Here is a 22,047-nt window from a genome sequence, read left to right as displayed (position 1 = left end):
CAGTTTAATTCACTGTCCCGGCTTATTTCATATATCGATATTCTCGCAAACTATTCAAAATAGATATTTCCTGTAATAACTCTTCTCCCACATTTGTTTCTCTTACCTTTTTTCTTTCGAGCTCTTTATCTACCAATCTTTTTACTGATAGAACATCTGTTCCATTACATAGAACATCTTGTTTTGAATTAAATTGCTTATGAGCCACCAGCTGCATACCGTACGAATTATATAATAACGTGTAACCCGCTATCCCTGTTGTTGATTGATACGCTTTGGAAAATCCTCCATCTATGACAAGCATTTTACCATTTGCTTTAATTGGATTTTCTCCTTCGATTTCTTTTACTGGTGTATGGCCATTGATAATATGACCTTGATCGGGATTCAGACCAAACTCGGCTAGAATTTTACGGCATATGTCCTCGTTTTCACGTAAATAGTAGTATGGGTTCTTTTTCTCTTTATGGGTTTCCTTATCTTTAATGAAGTATCGCTCAAAGGTTGTCATGGCTCTTTTTCCAAAGAGAGAGGAGTACTCTCCTGTCCATAAATACCAGACCATATCTGTCGCCAGATCATCTGTCTCTTCAGGATTTGCAAAAGAATGACGTAAATAATGTTCAAATTTATCCAGTAATTCCCGACCAGCATAGGTTTTATTCTCAATCACCATTTTCTCCATATGTCCTTCTTCATCTAAAGGAATACAGCCATGGATTAATAAGTTTCCGTTATATCTCAAATAAAGACTGCCTTTTTTCATTAGAAAATTCATATGTCTTGCTAACTTTTCCGAATGCTGGACAGAAAATAACAGTCTTTCGATCACTTGAGCTTCTTCCTCTAATAATTGATCGGGTTGTTCTGGATTCACTGTAGCAAAGCAGCTGTTTTCCAGTTGGTATGTTTTCCCATGGATGGTAATTTCATTTCTGTCATAATCAATTTTCTCGAGCAAAAGTCTCTCTGACATATTAAAGTTCGGGCGTCTCTTTATGATCGGCATCTCTAGTTTAAACTGAATCATGGAAATGGCTTGATGAATTTTTGTAATTTGTAGTCGTTCATGTTCTGATAGTTTCTTATCTGAATGTACCTTTGGTCTAAAAGCGGGATTGTCATTATAGTATTTCTCCGCCAGATTAAGAAGCGGTCTAAGATTGATTCCATAAACATCTTCAATAATATCCAAATTATCATACCGAGCACAGATACGTATAATATTAGCGAGACAAACCTTTGAACCAGCGAATGCACCTAGCCATAGAACATCATGATTTCCCCATTGAATATCAACAGAATGATAATTGATGAGAGTTTCCATAATTTTATCTGGTTCAGGTCCACGGTCATAAATATCCCCAACTACATGAAGATGGTCAACTACCAATCTTTGAGTAGTATAAGCTAGACCAATTATGAGCTTTTCTGCCTGACCTAAGGAAGTAATTTGTTGAACAATCTTCGTATAATATTGTTCCTTATTGTTGGAATCATCTGCTTTATAAAGTAATTCTTCAATTATGTAAACAAACTGATTGGGCAATGCTTTACGTAATTTCGAACGTGTATATTTGGATGAGGCATATGATATGAGCTTTATCATACGATAGATGATGACTATATACCATTGGTTAACTTCTTGATCACTTCTAAAAGTATTTTTAACTAACTGTAATTTTTCTTCTGGATAATATATTAATGTAGCAAACTCATTCATTTCTTTTTCAGTTAAAACATCTTGAAACAGGTCTTTTATTTTTTCCTTTACATTTCCCGATCCATTTCTTAATACATGCTGAAAAGCTTGATACTCCCCATGCAAATCACTAACAAAATGTTCTGTTCCCTTTGGAAGATTAAGGATCGCTTCTAAATTAATAATTTCCGTTACTACTTTTTCTTCACAATCATATTTTTGGGCCAGTAAATCTAGGTATTTTGGATTCAAGGTATGTATCCCCTTTCATTGTTCACCACTATTTTACACTTTAATAGATTTAGAGGAAATACTATATTTCAAAGTCAACTATATTCTTCAATAAAAAAGCAGTGATCTCCCTATAGGATCCACTGCTTTCAAGTCACTATTTTTTATGGAAGATACTTCATTTTTTCCTGTATAGACGTTCTTTCTTTTGGTTGACTAATCTCTTCTGGATAACCAATGCCAAATACCCCGATACAATCGTACCCATCTGGAATACCCATGATTTCACGGTTTTTAGCTGCATTCCCCATGGAAGACCAGAAAGTCCCTACGCCTTCTGCCCAAGCAGCTAAATTTACGTTCTGAACAAAACAAGCGGTGGCAAGAACATTTTCATATGTCTCTATTTCCGTGGATCCATGTTTGGATAGAACGGCTAGTACAACAGGTGCATGACAAAAATTTGTTTTATGGTTTAATTTTGTTCTTGTTTCTGACCCAATCATATACACTTCCCATGGCTGAGTCATTTTATGATTTGGAGCCATCGTTCCTGCTTCTAACCATTTGTTGATTTGTTCCGGTTCAACCATATCTGGTTTAAAATTTTTGATATTTCGTCTAGAATATATAGTTTCTAAAATATTCAATGTAGTTCCTCCCCTTTGTTCTGTTCATTAACTTACACGTTTAAACTGACTGGTATAAAGCTCATAATAAAATCCTTTTTTCTCCACTAATTCATTATGAGTCCCTTGTTCGATAATCTCACCTCCATTAATAACTAAAATTTGATTCGCTTCACGAATGGTGCTCAAACGATGAGCAATGACAAAACTCGTGCGATCTTTCATTAATTGTTTCATCGCTTCTTGAATATGCATTTCGGTGCGTGTATCAATACTGCTTGTTGCTTCATCTAGAATTAATATCGATGGATTTGCTAAAATCGCTCGTGCAATCGTAAGCAATTGACGTTGTCCTTGGCTTAGGTTCGCACCCTCTGCCGTAAGAACTGTATCATATCCCATCGGTAGCTTTTGAATAAAGCTATCTGCGTTAGCTAGTTTAGCGGCTTCTTCAATTTCTTCATCAGTTGCCTTTAATCTACCATATCGGATATTTTCTCGGATCGTATCTGAAAAGACATAGGCATCTTGAAGAACGATCCCTAATTTCCGGCGCAGACTATCCTTACTGATCTCTTGAATATTTGTCCCATCAATAGTTATTTTTCCATGATTGATTTCATAGAATCTGGTTAATAGATTCACAATGGTAGTTTTTCCAGCTCCCGTTGGTCCTACTAAAGCGATAGTTTCTCCTGGTCTTGCTTTTAAGGATAAACCTTTTATTACGGGTAACTCTTTCTTGTATCCAAATGAGACATCATCAAAAATGACTTCTCCTGTCATGTTTGTTATTTCTTTGGAAGATTGATCATTTTCAAACTCCGTTACTTCATCTAGTATTTCAAAAACTCGTTCTGCACCTGCTACCGCTGATTGAAGCATATTAAATTGGTTCGCCAATTGATTAATGGGATCACTAAATTGTCTAGAATACGTAAGAAAACTCACAACGACACCAACTGTAATGGCTTGCTCATAGGCCATCCAGCCTCCTGCTGCAGCAATGATAGCAAAGCTTATATTTCTCATCACATTCATGACCGGTCCCACTAGACCGGAATAGATTTGCGCTTGAATGGATGAGTCACGTAATTTCTCATTAATTTGTTGAAATTCCTCTTTCACTTTTTCCTCACGGTGAAAGACTTTGACAACTTTTTGTCCGGAAATCGTTTCTTCAATATAGCCGTTCAATTCACCTAAATATTGTTGTTGGCTTTTAAAGAATGTTCGAGTAAATTTGGCTATTTTAGAGGTTAAAAACACAACTATGGGAATCGTTATGAAACTTACGAACGTAAGCCAAATATTTAAATGAATCATAAAAGCTAGAGCACCAATTAATGTTACTACACTAGAGATAAGAGATGTGAAGCTTTGATTTAATGTATTCGTAATGTTTTCCATATCGTTCGTTGTCCGGCTCATTATTTCCCCGTGGCTTCGACTGTCAAAATAACGTAAAGGCAATTTTTGGAGGTGAGAGAATAAATCTTTACGCATATCAAGCACCGTATATTGAGAAACAGACGCCATAAAAAACGATTGAAGCCATGTTGCTAGAGAACTAAAAACATAGATACCTAGAAGGGCGAAACATAGCCACAACAACCCATTATAGTCTTTTGGTATGATAAAACGGTCAATGGAGAGTCCTATGAGATAAGGTGCCATTAGATTAAAGGCTGAACTAAGAATGGTGAGAATAACGACAAGAATCAGACCCTTTCTTTGCTTACCAATATATGACCAAATTCTCCGTAACGTTTTCTTAGTATCATATGCTCGTTGGACAGGCATGTTCCCTCGAAATGCCCCTGGCCCTCCACCCATTCCCATTTGCGGTCCCATTGGTGGTCTCATTTGGGGGTTTCTCTGTTCAGCCATATACGACCTCCTCCTTCCCTAATTGAGATCGATAAATTTCCTGATATACTTCACTCTGACACATTAATTCTTGATGAGTTCCTTCCGCCACAATCTTCCCATCATCGAGGACAAGAATTTTATCTGCTTCTAATACAGAGGAAATTCGTTGAGCAATCAGAAAAGTAGTGCTTTCTTCCATAAGTTCCTTGATTGCTTTCTGTATTCGAGACTCGGTCCCTAAATCAACCGCACTCGTGCTATCATCAAGAATTAATATAGACGGACGAATTAAAAGTGCTCTTGCAATAGAAATTCTCTGTTTCTGACCACCGGAAAGATTAACCCCTCTTTGTCCAAGAATCGTATCATAACCGTCTGGCATACTCATGATAAAATCATGTGCACAGGCCGCTTTTGCCGCTTTCTCCACATCCTCTTGAGTTGCATATGGCATTCCATAACAAATATTGTCTCGAATGGTTCCACTAAACAAAATGGTTTGCTGCAAAACCACACCCATTTGCGTTCGAAGATGTTCTAATGACATATTACGAATATCCTTGCCATCAATGAGCACTCGTCCTGCAGTTACATCGTATAACCTAGGAATTAAACTTACCAATGTGGATTTACCTGAGCCTGTGGCACCTAAGACCGCAACCGTCTGACCAGCCTCTACCAAAAAGGTAATATCCTTCAACACGGTTTCCTTCGATCGATCAGAATAACCAAAAGAAACGTGATCAAACTTGACTTCACCTCTAGTAATGACATGGGATACAGCACCCTTATGGTCAGTTAGATCGGAATCGGTGTTGAGAACTTCTTGTACACGGTCGGCTGACACCTTTGCACGAGAGATATTCATCATGATCATTCCAATCATCATGATGGCTGATAAGACCTGCGTCACGTAGTTAATGAAGGCAATCAGGTCTCCAATTTGGAGGGATCCATTCCAGGTCTGTCCAGCTCCAAACCACAGAATAATGACTAAGCTAACATTTAGAATGATCATCATGACAGGCATGTTTAATGAAACAAGCCGAGTCGCTCTCACAGCCATATCGGTATAATCCGTGTTTGTACGACTGAAACGAGTATTCTCATAATCAGTACGAACAAATGCCTTCACCACACGAATCCCCATTAAGTTTTCTTGCAGAACGCTATTCACCTTATCTAACTTTTCTTGAACAGTCGAGTATAGTGGGAACGCGTAACGGATCAGTAAAAACAAAACGACTAATAAAATAGGAATCGTTAGAACAAATATAATCGCCAGTTTTACACTTATAGTAAAAACCATAATAACACTACCAATGGTCAATAGCGGCGACCGGATACTTCTAAGGGCCATTAAAACAAACATTTGTAATTGAACCATATCGTTTGTCAACCGTGTAATTAAGGATCCACCTTCAAATTGATCCAAATTCTTAAACGAAAATGTTTGAACCTTATCAAATACATCCTTTCTTACATCAGCAGCAAAGTTCACCGACGCTTTACTGGCAAATACCGTACAGCCTACGCCACCAAGTAGACCAAATAAAGCCACAAGAATCATGAGACTACCTGTCTTTAATATGAATTCTAAATCATTGTTAAAGACGCCATGATTCACAATCTCCGCCATCAGTTTCGGCTGAAGCAAATCCATAGATACTTCAATAATCATAAATAACGGTGCCAATATGGTTGCTTTCCAATAGGGCTTTAAATATTTCATTAACTTTCTCATAAAACACCTCTCTCTAACAAGGCAAAAAAAATGATACAAGAATACTACGTTGAGTTGGTCGATTTCATTTTATATTATATAGCGAACCTAACTATTTAACCGGCTTAAAGCCGAATAAAACCTGCTAGTCTTCTTTCCTACAGTGTGAACCATGTGGCTTGAGATTCGCTGTCATTTTCATCATAATTTCAACCAGCGTGTTCTGTTCCTCCTGGGTTAGCTGATTAAAGGGACCAGCCAGCATCTCCATTCTGGAATGTTTTATTTTAGAAATCATTTCTTTTCCAGCCTCAGTTAATTTTACGATGCGTGTTCTTGCATCATTTTTATCCGGTTCACGGTAAACCGTCCCAGCTAACTCTAATCGATCAATCATTTGAGACATGGAACTCGAACGAACTTCTAGCCGATCCGCAAGCTGACCGATTGTACATCCATCTTGTTTGGCTAGAAAACGTAAAATCATCCACTGTGTCTTCGTAATCTCGGTTCCTTCTTGATTATTCCTTTGACTCCTCTTCATGTGTCGACCAATTGCTTGAACACTATCTACAAATTGCTCTAATTGTTTTTCCTCTGATTCCATTATTTAGTCACCTCATATTTAAATAATATAGCGACCCTAAATATCTGTCAATAAAAACGCTTGCTACACCTCCTTAGGTACACGAAAATGGCGTAACACTTTTGACTTGAAGATATTTTCTCATAAACTCTTCTACTTAAAATAATTGTCGTTTGTTATAACATCTTTGAATGCTTTCTAGAAGTGAAGACGGTACTGCTTTGCTTTCTATTAAAGGATAGAATTCATATTCATAAGCGGATAATTTCCTGCTAATGTATATTGTGGAGGCTTTGAAAGCAGATATAAGCGGAGATATTCCGACTAACTGCTCTAAATAAGACAAAATCCAAAGATTTGGATCATATAAACGGAAAAGCTCCCTTTATTTTTAGGGAAATATGGGTATTTCCCTAGTTAAGCGGAATTTCACCGTTTATTTTTCAAACAAACAAAACCGGAACATTTGTCCCGGCGTTCCTTACTATTCTAGTGCTGCTTTTACTTCTTCCGTCATTGCTTGTGTAGATGTAATACCGTTCCCAGCAATATACCAGTTAACTGCATCTAGGTATATAATCTTTCCATTTTTATAAGCGTTTGTTTTCTTGACTAGCTCGTTTTCGATTGTTTCTTTCGCTCCTACTTCTCCACCGACAGCTGCAGAGCGGTCAATAACAAAAATTACATCTGGATTTTTCTCGAGAATGTATTCAAACGTTATGCTTTGACCGTGCTGAGAGACCTCTATATTTTCATCTACTGCCTTAAAGCCAAACACATCATGAACGAATCCGTATCGTGAACCTGGTCCATACGCACTTACTTTTCCTTCGTTAGCTAATAATATCAGTGCTTTACTATCCAATGCTGATGCTTTTTTATTTACCTCATCAATACTTGCTTGTAGCTCTTCCATTTTAGTTTCTAAAATATCCTCTTTTTCAAACAGTTCAGCTACAAGGTTGAAGTTTTCTTCAAGAGAAGTAATGTAATTCGCATAATCAACATCAACAAAAATTGTTGGGGCAATCTCAGCAAATTGATCATATAACTCAGCTTGTCTTCCTGAAATAAAAATCACATCTGGCTGTAATTCATGGATGGCTTCAAAGTCAGGTTCTTTTAAACTACCTACATTTGTATATTCGGAACCTTTATACTTTTCTAGACTTTCAGGTACAATGGCTTGCGGAAGTCCGGCTACCTCTACACCTAATGCATCTAATGCATCTAATATCCCAAAGTCAAAAACAACTACTTTCTCTGGATTTTTCTCAAGTGTTACTTCTCCGTATTCATGTGTGAACGTAACTTCCTTTAATTCTTCTTCTTTTTTCTCTTCTGTACTTCCACTTGTACTCGCTTCCTCCGAACTGCCACACGCAGCTAGTAAAAACAGCATGGTGAAAATAAGAGAAAATAAACCTAATTTTTTCATTTTTTCTTGTCTCCTTTTATGTATTGATAATGATTATCATTTTCACATTTACAATCTTATATTGATAAACAAATAATGTCAACAGTAATTGAGAATGTTTTTCAACTAGATTTATTTTTAAATAAAAAAAATAGGACTGCCCTAATGCAGTCCACTCCACAAAGGATGGATAAGTCATAATTCTGATTTAGAGAATTCCTCCTTCAACAATGAATACATATATAAATCATCAAATTTCCCGCGAGTATATTCATATTTTCTCAGTAATCCTTCTCTAATAAATCCCTGTTTCTCCACTAATCTTTGGGATAATAGGTTAGGAGGTTCAATTAAAGCTTCTATCCTTTGAAATCCAAATTGTTGAAAACCATAGGAGATGATCGCTTTTAATGCCTCGCCTGCTATTCCTTTTCCCCAGTAATCTCTACTCAATTCAAATCCAATCTTTGTACGGAAATGTTGAGAAGCAAAGTTATGAAAACCACAACTACCTATAATTATTCCTTTTTCTTTTAACGTAATTCCCCATCTTAATCCAGTATGGTTTTTTTCAAGGGATTGATACCATGATATCTCGTCCAATGCCTCATTGATGGTTTTAAAGGGTTCCAATCCATAATATTTCATTACTTCTTTATCAGAAAGGTAGCTAAATATATCGCTCGCATCGTCTTTTGTCATTTTTCTCAATACTAATCTATCCGTTTCAAGATTTGGAAATGTATGAATGTCTATAGACATAGTTCCCCACCCTTATCAGTTATTTCTTTTCATCATTATACCATTTTTAGACAAAACGAATCATGGTTCAAAATTGACAGAAATACCTGTTTTCCCTATAATAAAATTATAAATTTCATACTTCCTAAAGGGGAGTAGCTTTTACAACAAGGTCGTCATTACGGAGCAGCTGGCTCTCGGCTTTGTTGGCAACTACTGTTGTTAGCAAGACCTTTACCAATTTATTTTGGTAAAGGTCTTTTTGTTTTTCATCTAACAAATCAAGGGAAAGGAAGAAAAAAAATATGAACCTTTTCACGAAGGAAATGCCCCATTATATTAAAAGAGAAATCGAACTCATGCAGGAAAAACTTTCTCCCTTAATGAAGAAGGTATCTAGATATGCGTTATGGACCATGCCCTTAATTTGGGTATCACTATTCAATCTTGGTTATACATTATTTTTCGGCGAGATTACTCAGGAAACCATTCCAACCATCCTCATCTACGCCATAATTGGTGCACTTGGATTCGCTTTATTTCGGGAGCTAAGATTCCATCAAAAAGAAATTCAGAAGCAAAGTTCGGCATATATTATTGATCGAATTAACAATAGTGAAGTTGCCACTGATTACCATAAGAAAGAATATATTACTCTTATAAAAGAACAGCCAAACGCTCATGCGATTAACCATTTTATTCAATTCTTAATGGAAGAAAATCAGAGAAAGCATATGCTTCAATAATAAATAAACACCCTGGAGATATGGATCTTCAGGGTGTTTAAATTATTAAGATGCATCCTCAAACTGACTATTATATAAATTCGCATAAAATCCATTTTTCAAAAGCAGTTCTTGATGCTTCCCACTTTCAATAATGTCTCCATCCTTCATTACAAGAATTAAGTCTGCATTTTTAATTGTTGAAAGTCTGTGTGCAATAACAAATGAAGTTTTGCCCACAGTCAGCTTATCCATTGCCTCTTGAATCAATAATTCTGTACGTGTATCAACAGAACTTGTTGCTTCATCGAGTATCAGCAACGGAGCATCCTCAACCATGGCACGAGCGATGGTAATTAACTGTTTTTGTCCCGCAGAAAGATTCGCTTTATCATCAAGTACTGTGTCATACCCATTAGGAAGGGTTGTAATAAAGTGATGTAAACCTACTGCTTTGCAGGCTTCCTCTACCTGATCAATAGAAACTCCTTTTCGAGAGTAAACAATATTTTCTCGTATCGTTCCTTCAAACAACCATGTATCTTGAAGTACCATACAGAATAGTTCATGGATATTTTGTCGTGTGAGGTTTCTTGTTGGAACACCGTCGATTAAGATTTCCCCACTGTTCACTTCATAAAAACGCATCAATAGATTAATCAAAGTGGTCTTCCCTGCACCTGTAGGGCCGACAATTGCCACTTTTCGCCCTGCATTTGCCTTTGCTGAAAAGTCCTTAATAACCATTTTATCTTGATTATAACCAAAGCTAACATGCTTAAACTCCACATCACCTTTTGCACTTTCCAGTCTTAGTGTCTTTCCACCTTCATTTGCCAGTTCTTCTTCTCCAAGAAATTCAAATACACGTTCACTCGCAGCAGTTGTGGACTGAAGATTTGTGGCTGCTTGTGCAAGCTGTGATAGTGGCTGCGTGAAGAGACGAATGTAAATCATAAAGGCAACAATCACCCCAAATGAGATACTACCATTAACGGCAAGCACAGCTCCGACTATACACACCACCACATATCCGAAGTTCCCGACAAACATCATGAGCGGCATCATTAGACCAGACATGAATTGAGATTTCCATGCGCTATTGTATAGGCGTGTGTTAATTTCACGGAACGTTTCCTTGGCTTCTTTCTCTCCGTTATATACTTTCACTACATGATGTCCCGTATAAATTTCTTCAATATGACCATTCAATTTCCCTAGCTCTTTTTGCTGCTGGGCAAAGTATTTTTGAGATTTTGAAATGATGAACGTCATGAGCGCAAACCCTAAAATGGTAGAAAGTACAGCTGAAAGAGCCATAATCCAGTTCGTGTAAAACATCATAATCAGTGACCCAACAAACATGGTAATAGCTGAGACCAATGTACTTAAACTCTGATTCATCGTTTGTCCAATCATGTCAACATCATTAGTTACACGGCTAAGGACATCTCCTGTACTTGTTGAGTCAAAATACTTTAGTGGTAATCTATTGATTTTCGTTGAAATCTCTGCACGTAATTTTTTTGACACTTTCTGAGTGACAGTGGCCATAATATACCCTTGGATGTAGTTGAATATAAACGATAACCCATAGAGAAAAGCAAGAATCGTTGCGATTTTAACCACAGCATCAAGATCAATTTTGGTCATCAAGCCCTCTGTAATGAAATCTGTAATTTGACTAAGCAGTTCTGGTCCAACGATATTGAAAAGTGAACCTAGCATAGCAAGGACTAAGGCAACAGAAATAATAGGTATATATGCTTTACAATACGATATGAGCTGTTTTAAGGAGGCTTTATTGATCCCATTTGAAGGGGGTGGTCCCCCATGTTGAGGATGTTTCATGGCATTAGTTTTATGATTTTTCTTACCCAATTTCAAGCTCCTCCTTTGACAATTGAGAATAAGCAATTTCTTGATATACTTCGCAATTGATCATAAGCTCTAGATGCGTTCCCATGCCGACGACTTCCCCATCGTCTAAAACAACAATTCGGTCTGCATCTTTAATGGTACCTATTCGTTGTGCCACAATGATCGCTGTGGCATCCTTAATTTCTTTTTTCAATAACGAACGCAATATTCTATCAGTCTTATAATCTAATGCAGAAAATGAATCATCGAACAAATAAATTTCAGGTTGTTTGAAAATCGCACGTGCGATAGATAATCTTTGTTTCTGTCCTCCAGAAATATTTGTACCACCCTGAGCAATCTCACCTTCGTACAGATTTTCCATTTTTTCAACAAATTCTGTTGCTTGTGCAATTTCTATCGCTTTTTTAATACCTGTTTCTTCGGATACGTTGTCTATGTTGTGACCGTAAGCTACATTGGAAGACACGGTCCCTCTGAATAAAACAGCTTTTTGAGATATATACCCGAGCTTATCGTGTAATGCTTCCTGAGAATAAGTTTTCACGTTCACTCCATTAATGAAAATTTCTCCCTCCGTTGCATCATAAAATCGCGGGATCAAATTTACTAATGAAGTTTTCCCACTACCGGTTGACCCAATAATGGCCAACGTTTCTCCTTTATGTGCGGTGAAGCTGACGTTACGAAGGATATAGTCTTTTGCGTCTGGGTATTTAAAACTAACATTTCGGAATTCAATTTCTCCAGAAAGACCTTCCTTACCCTCGGTCAAATTTCCATCTATAATTTTTGCCTTTGTATTTAGTACTTCGTTAATACGTTTAGCAGAGACCGATGCCCGAGGAAGCATAATAAACACAAACGAAAGCATCATAAAGGCCATGATTACCTGCACCGCATATGACGAGAATACAACCATATCTGAGAACAAGGATAGTCGATCAGGTACAGCAGCCTGGTTGATTAAAAATGCTCCAATCCAATAAATGACTAGACCGAGACCAGACATGATTAATCCCATCGTTGGCATCAAAATTGCCATCACTCGGCTTGTAAATAAATTCGTATTCGTAAGATCATTGTTCGCTTGGTCAAACTTTTCTTCCTGATAGGCTCCAGCATTATAGGCATGAACGACCCGAATGCCAGACAAATGTTCTCTTGTTACTCGGTTTAAATTGTCCGTTAAGCTTTGAATCACTTTAAACTTTGGCAAAGCGACAATAATAATGACGGCTAGCATGACAATGAGAAACAATACGGCAAAACCAGTAGCAGCTGTCCATTGCCAGCTCTTCCCCATGATTTTAAGAACTGCCCAAACTGCTAAAATGGGAGCTTTGACTAAGACTTGAAGTCCAGTTGCAATTAGTAGCTGAATTTGTGTAATATCATTGGTTGAGCGTGTAATCAAACTCGAGGTGGAAAAACCATTGATTTCTTCCATCGAGAAAGACATCGTCTTGTCAAATACCATTCCACGAAGACGAACAGAAAATCCCGCTGCAACTTTTGCGGCAAAAAAGCCAGTAATCATAGCAGCGATCATACTGCCTACTGCACATAGAATCATGTATCCTCCCTGAACGAGAACCTCACTCATCTTACTTCCTTCTGTTTGTACGAGCATGGTAATTTCATACATATAGTCAGGGAGTTTTAAATCAAGCCAAACCTGTGCGACAATAAACACCAAGCTGCACATAATTAATGACCAGTCTTTTCCCTGAAGATGCTTAAAAATTTTTAACATTCATTTACCCCCTTACCATACATTTCTCTAAAAACCTAATAGTGTTAGATACTTTATTAATTAAAAGCAGACGTATATTATGTGCCTGCATCGTTGATTACTCATTTTCAATGGTAATGTCGGTTATTCTTTTCAAGATACGAACAAATTCTTTCGCATCATGTTCCCCAAGTTTTTCAAGTGTTTGCTCAATCATCGATAACGCCTCTTTGCGTTCCTCTTCCATAAAATGAATTCCCTCTTCAGTAATCGTGACAATGACAACGCGTTTATCATTAGCATCTCTGCTGCGTTCAATAAATCCTTTTTTGGTTAAGCTATTGAGTGCGGACGCCACACGAGGAGTAGTTAGATATAATGCCTCACTAAGTTCACCTGAAGTAGCACTGCTCTTTGCAAACGTAAGGAATCCTAATATTTTCTTTTCTCCATGCGAAATATCTTCCACTTTTTTCTGAAATGGCATCTTAGCTGTTCTCGTCATATTACGTAACAGCTCTTCCGCCAACTCTTTATAATCCATCATAAGCTCCCTTCTAATTTATCTAACCCTATTAGATAAATTACTCCTGTTCGACCTCTATTGTCAAGTGAAATAGAAAAACTACCAAGAAATATTTAGTAGTTTTCCTATCAATCTATAAATAATCCGTCCACACAGCATCATACGATTAAACTATTATCTTACCTTTTGAAATAAAGTATTCCTGTAATTTTTCTGAATGAATATTATACGAAATGACCTTTTTCTTGAACTGTTTGACCACATCAATTGAATTCTTATCATGATAAAGGTATAGTCTCACATCGTTTTTCCCCATTTTCGCTTCAATAATGATGTGTTTTCCATCTTTATCTGGTGGTAAATATGAATGTTCTGTTCCTGGATAAATATAATATTTTTCCATAAAGATCACTTCATTAAAGTCCTTAATAAATACCATCTTCTCTCCATGATCTAAAGAATTTTCATCTATAGTGACAGAAACCTTTTGATCATCAAGCTTCGAGTGAGTTGCAAACTTGCTCATAATCCATTCAACTGCTCCTAGTGGAAGTACGGTTGGTAATACTTTAACTAAACTTATAAGAATTAAAAACAAAATAGTCCAGACCATATTTATCATCTCCGTAGTTATTTACAAATAACAATTTTTCGATGTTATTTTTTATATTTGAATAATAACATAAAACCAATTATTATTAACCAGATACCTACTAGCCACTTTACTAAATGAAATTAACCACTTACTTGTAAGCCACTAGGAACAAAAAAAACTTAACATTATTAAAAAGTTGCATATATAGCAATAAGGCTGTTTACAACCCAATTACATACTCATATAATTCCTAACATCACCTACTTGATTTTTACCTAAAAATGAAAACGCTATCAACAAAAAAAAAAAAGAGGAGGAATGAGTATGCAATTTATTAAGGTGTTAAACAAAAGTTATATTAATGGTGAATGGGCGGAAGGTGAAAGCACACGAACCTATGATATTTTAAATCCCTACGACCGTTCTGTAGTCACATCTGTTAGATTGGCAACAAGTGAACAGCTTGATGAAACATTTAAGATAGCAAGGGTGGCTCAAAAAGAATGGGCTAAATCGACAGTGGAAGAACGTAGAACAGTTCTCCAACGGGCTATCGACTATTTAACTGTGAACAAAGAAGAAGTTGTAAATACAATCATCCGTGAAACTGGTGGGACAATATTAAAGGCCAATGTTGAACATCACTTAGCCATTGATTTTTTAAAGGAAGCCATTATCTATTGTGATGAAATATATAAAATTAAAGAAATCCCGGGTTCCCCAGAAAAGTTAAATCATGTGTATAAGCTTCCTCTCGGGGTGATCTCTTCTATTACTCCTTTTAACTTTCCATTAAACCTTTCGATGAGAGCGATCGCTCCTGCCATTGCATTAGGCAATAGTATTGTTCATAAACCCGATATCCAAGTTGGGCTTTCTGGAGGTTCAATTATTGCAAAAGCCTTTGAGCATGCTGGTCTTCCAAAAGGTGTTCTGAATGTCATATTGACGGATATTGAAGAAATTGGTGATGGGATGTTAACTAATCCAAACTTGGATTTGATCTGTTTTACCGGTTCTTCTACTGTCGGAAGATATATTGGCGGAATTGCCGGTCAAAACTTGAAGCGTGTTGCACTTGAATTAGGAGGGAACAGCCCATTGGTTGTGCTCTCAGATGCTGATATAAACCAAGCGGTTAATGCTGCGATATTCGGTAAATTTATCCACCAAGGTCAAATCTGTATGATTGTTAACCGAATTATTGTACACCAAGATAAATATGATGAATTTGTTGAAAAATTTGTTGCTAGGGCAAAAGAACTTCCCTATGGAAATCCAAGTGATCCTCAAACAATCATCGGTCCACTCATTAATGAACACCAAATAACAAAGGCTCTTCAATATATTGAAGAGGCAAAACAGGAAGGTGCTACGGTCGCTTTAGAAGGAAAAAGAGTTGGAAATGTGCTGACACCATATGTATTCACAAACGTAAAAAATTCTAGCAAACTAGCACAAACTGAACTATTTGCTCCGATTGCTTCTATTATTAATGCAAAGACAGATAATGAAGCCATAGAAATCGCTAACGACACTGCTTACGGATTAAGCTCATCCATTTTCACAAGTGACTTAGCGCGTGGCGAGGAACTAGCTCTTCAAATTGATTCTGGAATGACCCACGTAAACGATCAAACGGTAAATGATGCACCAAATATTCCATTCGGCGGCAATAAGGCAAGCGGTTTAGGGAGATTTGGTAACCCATGGGTTGTCGAAGAATTTACTGTGACAAAATGGATCTCCGTGCAGACAACTGATAGAAAATATCCGTTCTAATATTTATAAATACAATCCACAATAACTAAAAAGGAGTAGAATATTTTCGTCTCTACTCCCTTCACTTATAATCAATTGAATTATTATTAACTGCATCAGCATCTTGGTATATATCTCTATAGAACTTGAACCAATTAACACTCGTACTCTAGGAACATCAACTTTCATAGAATGCTTACCCTTGGGAAACGCTTACTATTTAAAGGTCTGCATCACTTAATATCCCCTTCAGGAATGAAGCAATATTTCTCGCTTGGTTATACAAAAGTCGCTCGGCATTGTTCATGCATTCCTCAAGAGAGATTGGGCCCACTGTTATGGAATGGCAGCTCATAAAATAGTCACGCAGTTTCTCATGTCCTTCGCCCAAGCTTCCAGAAAGCAAGATTGTTTTGACACCTTCTTCATTTGCCAAATTCGCTATATAGATAGGTACTTTTCCAAATAGTGTTTGAAAATCACTTTGTCCTTCTCCCGTAATAACAAAATCTGAATTCTTTATGGAATGTCTTAAATTCGTTACTTCGGCAACAATTCTCGAACCAGATTTCATTATTCCATTTAGCATGAGAAAGGCAAAACCTAACCCACCTGCAGCACCAGCACCATCTATGTGTTTTAATTCCGCACCTAATTGATTTTCAACAAGAAGTGCATATTGTTTCATGGCTTGATCAAACTCTTCCAGTTTGTCGCTTTCGATCCCTTTTTGTGGACCAAAAACATAGGAGGCACCATTCTTTCCACATAATGGGTTGGTAACATCGTTCGCAATCATAAACTTGCATTCTTTTAAGAGGGGATGTAATGAAGATAAATCCACCCTTTTCACATGAAAAATGGATTCTCCAACTGGTGGCAGCGTCTCCCCATCGTTATTAAAGAATGTTGCACCAAGAGCTTGAAGCATTCCCATGCCACCATCGTTAGTTGAGCTTCCCCCAAGTCCTACAATAAATTCTCGATATCCATCCTCCATGGCATGTAAAATCACTTCGCCAATTCCGTATGTAGTTGTCTGCTTTGGGTTACGCTCCTGTATGGGGACCATTGGCAATCCTGAAATAGCCGCTACTTCAATGACAGCTGTTTTTCCATCTCCTAAAACACCAAATTCTGTTTCTATTGATTGTTGTAATGGCCCTCTTGCTTGGACCTTAACTCGCTTCCCTTTAGTTGCAAAAACGAGAGTTTCTAGTGTACCTTCACCTCCGTCAGCCATTGGAATGATTTCTACATCTAGATCTGGTAGTTCCCTACTAAAGGCATCCTTGATAATTGTCCCCACTTGAAGGGCTGATAAGCTGCCTTTATAGGAATCTGGAGCTACTAGAATTTTCATATTCCCACCTTTTTCTCTGAATATTAGAACAATATATCATAGTTTCTGAAAATTCCCAATATTATTCATTAGTTTAATTAGCTCAATAAACAACAAAGTAACTACCTAATAGTAGCTACTTTGTCTAGTCCTTATAAAATGATTACTTATACTCTTGCATTTGATTGAGCCACTTCAGTGTACAGTTCTACAACACGTGCCCCAACCTCTGAAGTAGAAGCATAACCACCCAAATCTGGAGTAAGTATAGAACCCTCTACTAGCGTTTGCTCCATGGAATGAAGGATCTGCTTGCCAATATCCTCGAAACCAAAGAAGTCAAACATTTGACTGGCAGACCAAATAGCTGCTAGAGGGTTTGCTATTCCCTTTCCAGCAATGTCTGGTGCTGATCCATGAATTGGTTCAAACATGGAAGGGTACTTTCTTTCAGGATTAATATTAGCTCCAGCGGCCAATCCTAATCCCCCTGCCAGTGCCGCTCCCAAATCGGTTAGTATATCACCGAATAAGTTCGAAGTTACTACTACTTCAAATCTCTTTGGATCCTTAATCATAAACATGGCTGCTGCATCCACTAAATAGGAGTAGGTTTTAACATTTGGGTATTCCTTACCCACTTCCTCAACCACTTGATCCCAGAAAACCATTGAATAGTTCAGGGCATTTCCTTTACTAATACTAGTTAAAGTCTTTCCTTCTCTAGATGCTGTTTCAAATGCATAACGAATAATTCGCTCGGTACCTACTCTTGAAAAGACACCTGTCTGAAGAACCACTTCCTGAGGCTTTCCTTTGAAAAGCCAGTCTCCAGCTCCTGCATACTCTCCCTCACTATTCTCTCGAATAAAGAGCATATCAATCGTATCTTTACTTCCTCCGACTATGGGACAAGGTGCACCGTTTAAAAGAGTAATAGGGCGAATATTTACGTATTGATCAAACTCTTTACGGATTCTTAAAAGGAGGTCCCAAAGTGAAATATGATCTGGAACACCTGGATAGCCAACTGCCCCAAGGTAGATAGCATCAAAGCTTTTCAGCTGCTCGATCCCGTCCTCATCCATCATCCTCCCGTGCTTTAAATAATATTCGCATCCCCATGAGAAATGTGTAAACTGGAATTTCATTCGTCCGTCCAGTTCAGCGATTCGATTCATCAGTTTGATTCCTTCATTAATCACTTCAGGACCGATTCCATCACCTGGGATGACGGCAATCTTAAAGGTTTTCATTTTAACCAACCCTCCTAAAATACTTTTAGACTATTAATCTTCGAGGTTTACTACAACGGTTACTGTTTCAACAAGTTCCTGAATGGCGTAAGCTGGACCTTCCTTGCCATTCCCACTTTCTTTTACTCCTCCATATGGCATCTGATCTGTCCGGAAACAACAGGTATCGTTGATTACAACTCCACCAACCTCAAGAAGGTATGGAATTTTATAAGAAAGACTTAAGTCAGATGTGTAAATACCGGCTTGAAGACCATATTTTGAATCATTCACCCATTCAATTGCTTCTTCAAGAGTATCGTATGAAGTTACAGTTACTACTGGGGCAAACACTTCCTCGTCTGACACTTTCATTCCCTTTTTTATATTTGTAATGACTGTCGGATAATAAATACTTCCCTCACGCTTTCCACCTGTTAATATTTCAGCACCCGCTGACGCCGCTTCCTCTACCCACTGCTCAATTCGTTCCGCTTCTTTTACACTAATCATGGGACCAACAACGGTTTCTGGGTCAAGAGGATCTCCTACCTTTAAGCGAGACACTTCGCTCAAAAATAGTTCAAGAAACTTTTCCTTTACTGGGTTTTGAACAAATATTCTCTGTACTGAAATACAAATTTGTCCAGCATGCGCAAATGCCATCTTAGCAAGTTTTGCGGCTGCTTTCGAAATGTCCGCATCTCCATGAACAATCGTAGCAGAGTTTGAACCTAGCTCTAATGTCGCTTTTCTTAAACCAATGGTTTTTTGTATATGTTTTCCTACTGCAGGTGATCCGGTAAATGTATAATGTGTAATTCTTTCATCGTTTAAAAGTTGTTCCCCTACAGTTCCACCGCTTCCTATTACACAGTGTAAGAAACCTTTAGGAACACCGGCTTGTTCTAACAATTCACATAGTTTAATAGCAATAGTGGCTGTGTCGGATGCCGGCTTTAGAATTACTGGATTACCTGCTGCTAAAGCTGGTGCTACTTTGTGCACCACTAGATTCAGTGGGAAATTGAATGGTGTAATCGCGGCGACTACCCCAACCGGCTTTTTTATTGTATATAGAAAGCGGCCCTGTACATTGTAGTTCGGTATGATTTCTCCGACTAGCTTTTTGGCTTCATCTGCAGCGATCTGTAGGGTAGAGGCTGAACGTCTCACTTCTGCCTTTGCGTCAGTAATCGGCTTTCCCCCTTCCTTCGCGATAATCTCTGCTAAAGCATCAACATCCTGTAACAATAGTTCAGCAGTTTTCATCAATACTTGGTAGCGGAAATCGGCTGGAAACTGCGTATATTTATGTGCATAGACCGCTGCTTCGACTGCCTGATTTACGCTTAATTCATCAGCTATACAAATTTCAGAAAATAGCTCACCCGTGAATTTGTTATACACTTTGTGTGTGTTTGACGTTTCGACCCATTTACCATCTATAAAAAGTTTTTCCGTTACAATACTCGTTTGCATGCTTTCCAGTCCCCTCTGATTTATTTATTTTTGTTTCTTCTTTAGTGCTTCTTTCACAACTTTAACGATATGTCCTTCAGAAAGCCCATACTTTTCAAGCAAATCGTCATTATTTGCAGATTCAGAGTTTACATCCTTCACACCTACACGTAACATCGGAACTGGAAATTCTTCAACTAGTACCTCTGCCACAGCACTTCCTAGTCCACCATAAATACTATGTTCTTCAGCGGTTACAATAACTCCAGTGCACTCTGCTGCTTTAACGATTGCTTCAGTATCCAAAGGTTTGATCGTAGGCATATGAACAACCGCAACTGAAATCCCTTCGGCTTCTAGTTGTTTCGCAGCCACTAATGAACGACTAGTTTGTGTTCCTGTTGAAATAATCGTTATATCTTTTCCATCTTTTAAGGTAGCAGCTTTCCCGAATTCAAACTGATACTTACCATCAACAATTACAGGATACGGATCACGTGCGATTCGTATATAGACAGGACCTTCGTACTTATGTGCAAACTCCATCATTTGCTTCATTTCAATGGCATCTGCGGGAGCAAGAACAACCATATTGGCAAGAGAGCGGAAGATCGCAATATCTTCAAGTGACTGGTGTGTTTTTCCTGTAACTCCCGTTAATAAACCGCTATAAGCACCAATCATTTTCACATCTAGCTTCGGCTGTGCAATTTGAACTTGTATTTGATCAATTGCCCGTTTGGACAAGAAGGCAGCAAATGTACATGCCCAAGGCTGTAAACCCGTTGTCGCAAGTCCAGCAGCAACACTCATCATATTCTGTTCAGCAATTCCCATTTGTAGAAACTTCTTTGGATTGCCATTAGCCACTGTATCTAATTTGGTAGAGTTCGCTAAGTCACCATCAATCGCATACACTCGACTGGACTCCAAGGAAAATTTAAGTAGTGTATCGCCAAACACATCCCTCATTGATACATTTTTTTGTGGAACTACACTTTTCATTACAATGCCCCCATTTCGAGTTCTTTTTTCGCCTGATTTAGCTCATCATCTGTCGGAATACGCGAATGCCATAGATATTGGTTTTCCATAAATGAAACACCCTTGCCTTTTACTGTGTTTGCAATGATCATAACTGGTTTTGTCTTAACTATTCTCGCTTCATTGAATGCATTCTCTATTTCCTCTTGGTTATGGCCGTCAATTTCAATCACGTGCCATCCAAAGGATTCCCATCTATCTTTTGGGTCATGGATAGGGCTCTTTCTAGACTTCTCTTCTCCACTCCAACCAAATTGCTGCAGCTTATTATAATCAAGGATGCCAACTAAATTATCTAGTTCATATTTAGAAGCAATATCCGCAGCCTCCCATACTTGCCCTTCTTGAGATTCTCCATCTCCAATCATGCAGTACGTTCGGTATCTTTTACCTTGAAGCTTCGCCCCTAACGCAATTCCAACAGCCGCAGAGATTCCCTGACCTAAAGAACCAGTAGACATGTCAAGACCAGGTAGAGTGTTCATATCTGGATGAGCCTGCAAACGGGAATTTAATGAATCAAAGGTTTGGAGTTCTTCTACTGGTAAATAGCCTCTCAATGCCAAAACTGCATAAAGGCCAATCGCTGAATGTCCCTTAGACAATACAAATCGATCTCTTTCCTCATTTCTTGGATCATCAGGATCGATATTCATTTCATGAAAATATAAATTGGTTAAAATATCGGTTGCTGACATCGGACCTCCGATATGACCCGCCCCTGCATGATGAACGGTCTCAATTATCAGTTTCCTAGCCTCAGATGCTTTTTCTTTTAGTAACATTATTTTTTCCTTACTTAACGACGAATTCATAAAAAAATCCTCCTTTAGTTCCA

General features: G+C 37.9%; 18 protein-coding genes. 2 read left to right on the top strand and 16 right to left on the bottom strand.

The genetic code is table 11. The features are described from left to right. Positions 1–22: 22 nt before the first annotated feature. The 7 genes from fbp to ACQ5H4_RS02980 all read right to left on the bottom strand — a co-directional run bounded on the left by fbp (position 23) and on the right by ACQ5H4_RS02980 (position 8,925). Positions 23–1,954, bottom strand: a complete 1,932-nt coding sequence (gene fbp / locus ACQ5H4_RS03010) for a fructose-1,6-bisphosphatase (protein ID WP_430773503.1) — start codon at positions 1,952–1,954, stop codon at positions 23–25. A gap of 143 nt (positions 1,955–2,097) precedes the next feature. Beyond that, positions 2,098–2,583 carry a nitroreductase family protein gene (locus tag ACQ5H4_RS03005; RefSeq protein WP_430773502.1) on the bottom strand — a complete coding sequence of 162 codons (486 nt, stop codon included), beginning with the start codon at positions 2,581–2,583 and terminating at the stop codon, positions 2,098–2,100. Positions 2,584–2,610: 27 nt separating this feature from the next. Further along, a complete protein-coding gene (locus ACQ5H4_RS03000; RefSeq protein WP_430773501.1) occupies positions 2,611–4,452 on the bottom strand; it encodes an ABC transporter ATP-binding protein in 1,842 nt (613 codons plus the stop codon). Next, positions 4,445–6,178, bottom strand: coding sequence for an ABC transporter ATP-binding protein (locus ACQ5H4_RS02995; RefSeq protein ID WP_430773500.1), 1,734 nt, complete (start codon positions 6,176–6,178; stop codon positions 4,445–4,447). The genes ACQ5H4_RS03000 and ACQ5H4_RS02995 overlap by 8 nt, the downstream gene beginning before the upstream one ends. A 124-nt stretch (positions 6,179–6,302) precedes the next feature. Next, positions 6,303–6,764: a MarR family winged helix-turn-helix transcriptional regulator gene (locus ACQ5H4_RS02990; protein WP_430773499.1), complete on the bottom strand. Its 462-nt coding sequence runs from the start codon at positions 6,762–6,764 to the stop codon at positions 6,303–6,305. Positions 6,765–7,227: 463 nt separating this feature from the next. Further along, positions 7,228–8,184: a siderophore ABC transporter substrate-binding protein gene (locus tag ACQ5H4_RS02985; protein ID WP_430773498.1), complete on the bottom strand. Its 957-nt coding sequence runs from the start codon at positions 8,182–8,184 to the stop codon at positions 7,228–7,230. A gap of 174 nt (positions 8,185–8,358) precedes the next feature. Continuing rightward, entirely contained in the window at positions 8,359–8,925 is a 567-nt protein-coding gene (locus ACQ5H4_RS02980) for a GNAT family N-acetyltransferase (RefSeq protein WP_430773497.1), read from the bottom strand. 284 nt (positions 8,926–9,209) lie between these two features. On the opposite strand from ACQ5H4_RS02980, the gene ACQ5H4_RS02975 reads away from it, so the two are divergent. Further along, positions 9,210–9,650, top strand: coding sequence for a DUF5392 family protein (locus ACQ5H4_RS02975; RefSeq protein ID WP_430773496.1), 441 nt, complete (start codon positions 9,210–9,212; stop codon positions 9,648–9,650). A gap of 45 nt (positions 9,651–9,695) precedes the next feature. On the opposite strand, the gene ACQ5H4_RS02970 is transcribed toward ACQ5H4_RS02975, so the two are convergent. The 4 genes from ACQ5H4_RS02970 to ACQ5H4_RS02955 form a co-directional block, all read right to left on the bottom strand. After that, positions 9,696–11,480: an ABC transporter ATP-binding protein gene (locus ACQ5H4_RS02970; protein WP_430773550.1), complete on the bottom strand. Its 1,785-nt coding sequence runs from the start codon at positions 11,478–11,480 to the stop codon at positions 9,696–9,698. A 22-nt stretch (positions 11,481–11,502) separates the two neighbouring features. Continuing rightward, a complete protein-coding gene (locus ACQ5H4_RS02965; RefSeq protein WP_430773495.1) occupies positions 11,503–13,266 on the bottom strand; it encodes an ABC transporter ATP-binding protein in 1,764 nt (587 codons plus the stop codon). Between the two features lie 97 nt (positions 13,267–13,363). Next, positions 13,364–13,792 carry a MarR family winged helix-turn-helix transcriptional regulator gene (locus tag ACQ5H4_RS02960; RefSeq protein ID WP_430773493.1) on the bottom strand — a complete coding sequence of 143 codons (429 nt, stop codon included), beginning with the start codon at positions 13,790–13,792 and terminating at the stop codon, positions 13,364–13,366. A gap of 145 nt (positions 13,793–13,937) precedes the next feature. Further along, positions 13,938–14,384, bottom strand: coding sequence for a YfmQ family protein (locus tag ACQ5H4_RS02955; protein ID WP_430773492.1), 447 nt, complete (start codon positions 14,382–14,384; stop codon positions 13,938–13,940). Positions 14,385–14,690: 306 nt separating this feature from the next. Between ACQ5H4_RS02955 and ACQ5H4_RS02950 the strand changes: the two genes are divergently transcribed. Next, entirely contained in the window at positions 14,691–16,148 is a 1,458-nt protein-coding gene (locus tag ACQ5H4_RS02950; RefSeq protein ID WP_430773491.1) for an aldehyde dehydrogenase family protein, read from the top strand. 199 nt (positions 16,149–16,347) lie between these two features. Here ACQ5H4_RS02950 and ACQ5H4_RS02945 read toward each other — a convergent pair whose 3' ends face one another. From ACQ5H4_RS02945 to ACQ5H4_RS02925, 5 genes are all read right to left on the bottom strand, one after another. Further along, on the bottom strand, positions 16,348–17,490 hold the full coding sequence (locus ACQ5H4_RS02945; RefSeq protein ID WP_430773490.1) for a glycerate kinase: 1,143 nt from the start codon (positions 17,488–17,490) through the stop codon (positions 16,348–16,350). 146 nt (positions 17,491–17,636) lie between these two features. Then, positions 17,637–18,725, bottom strand: coding sequence for a tartrate dehydrogenase (locus ACQ5H4_RS02940; RefSeq protein WP_430773489.1), 1,089 nt, complete (start codon positions 18,723–18,725; stop codon positions 17,637–17,639). 33 nt (positions 18,726–18,758) lie between these two features. Continuing rightward, positions 18,759–20,186, bottom strand: a complete 1,428-nt coding sequence (locus ACQ5H4_RS02935; RefSeq protein WP_430773488.1) for an aldehyde dehydrogenase family protein — start codon at positions 20,184–20,186, stop codon at positions 18,759–18,761. Positions 20,187–20,210: 24 nt separating this feature from the next. Next, on the bottom strand, positions 20,211–21,170 hold the full coding sequence (locus ACQ5H4_RS02930) for a transketolase family protein (protein ID WP_430773487.1): 960 nt from the start codon (positions 21,168–21,170) through the stop codon (positions 20,211–20,213). After that, positions 21,170–22,024, bottom strand: a complete 855-nt coding sequence (locus ACQ5H4_RS02925) for a transketolase (protein WP_430773486.1) — start codon at positions 22,022–22,024, stop codon at positions 21,170–21,172. Before ACQ5H4_RS02925 ends, ACQ5H4_RS02930 begins: the two co-directional genes overlap by 1 nt. Positions 22,025–22,047 lie beyond the last annotated feature (23 nt).

Origin of the sequence: Bacillus coreaensis (assembly GCF_050586445.1) — a bacterium.
Taxonomy (GTDB): Bacteria; Bacillota; Bacilli; order Bacillales; family Cytobacillaceae; genus Robertmurraya_A; species Robertmurraya_A coreaensis.
Note: the sequence above shows the minus strand (reverse complement) of the source record. Positions and strands in the feature narration are given on the sequence as shown.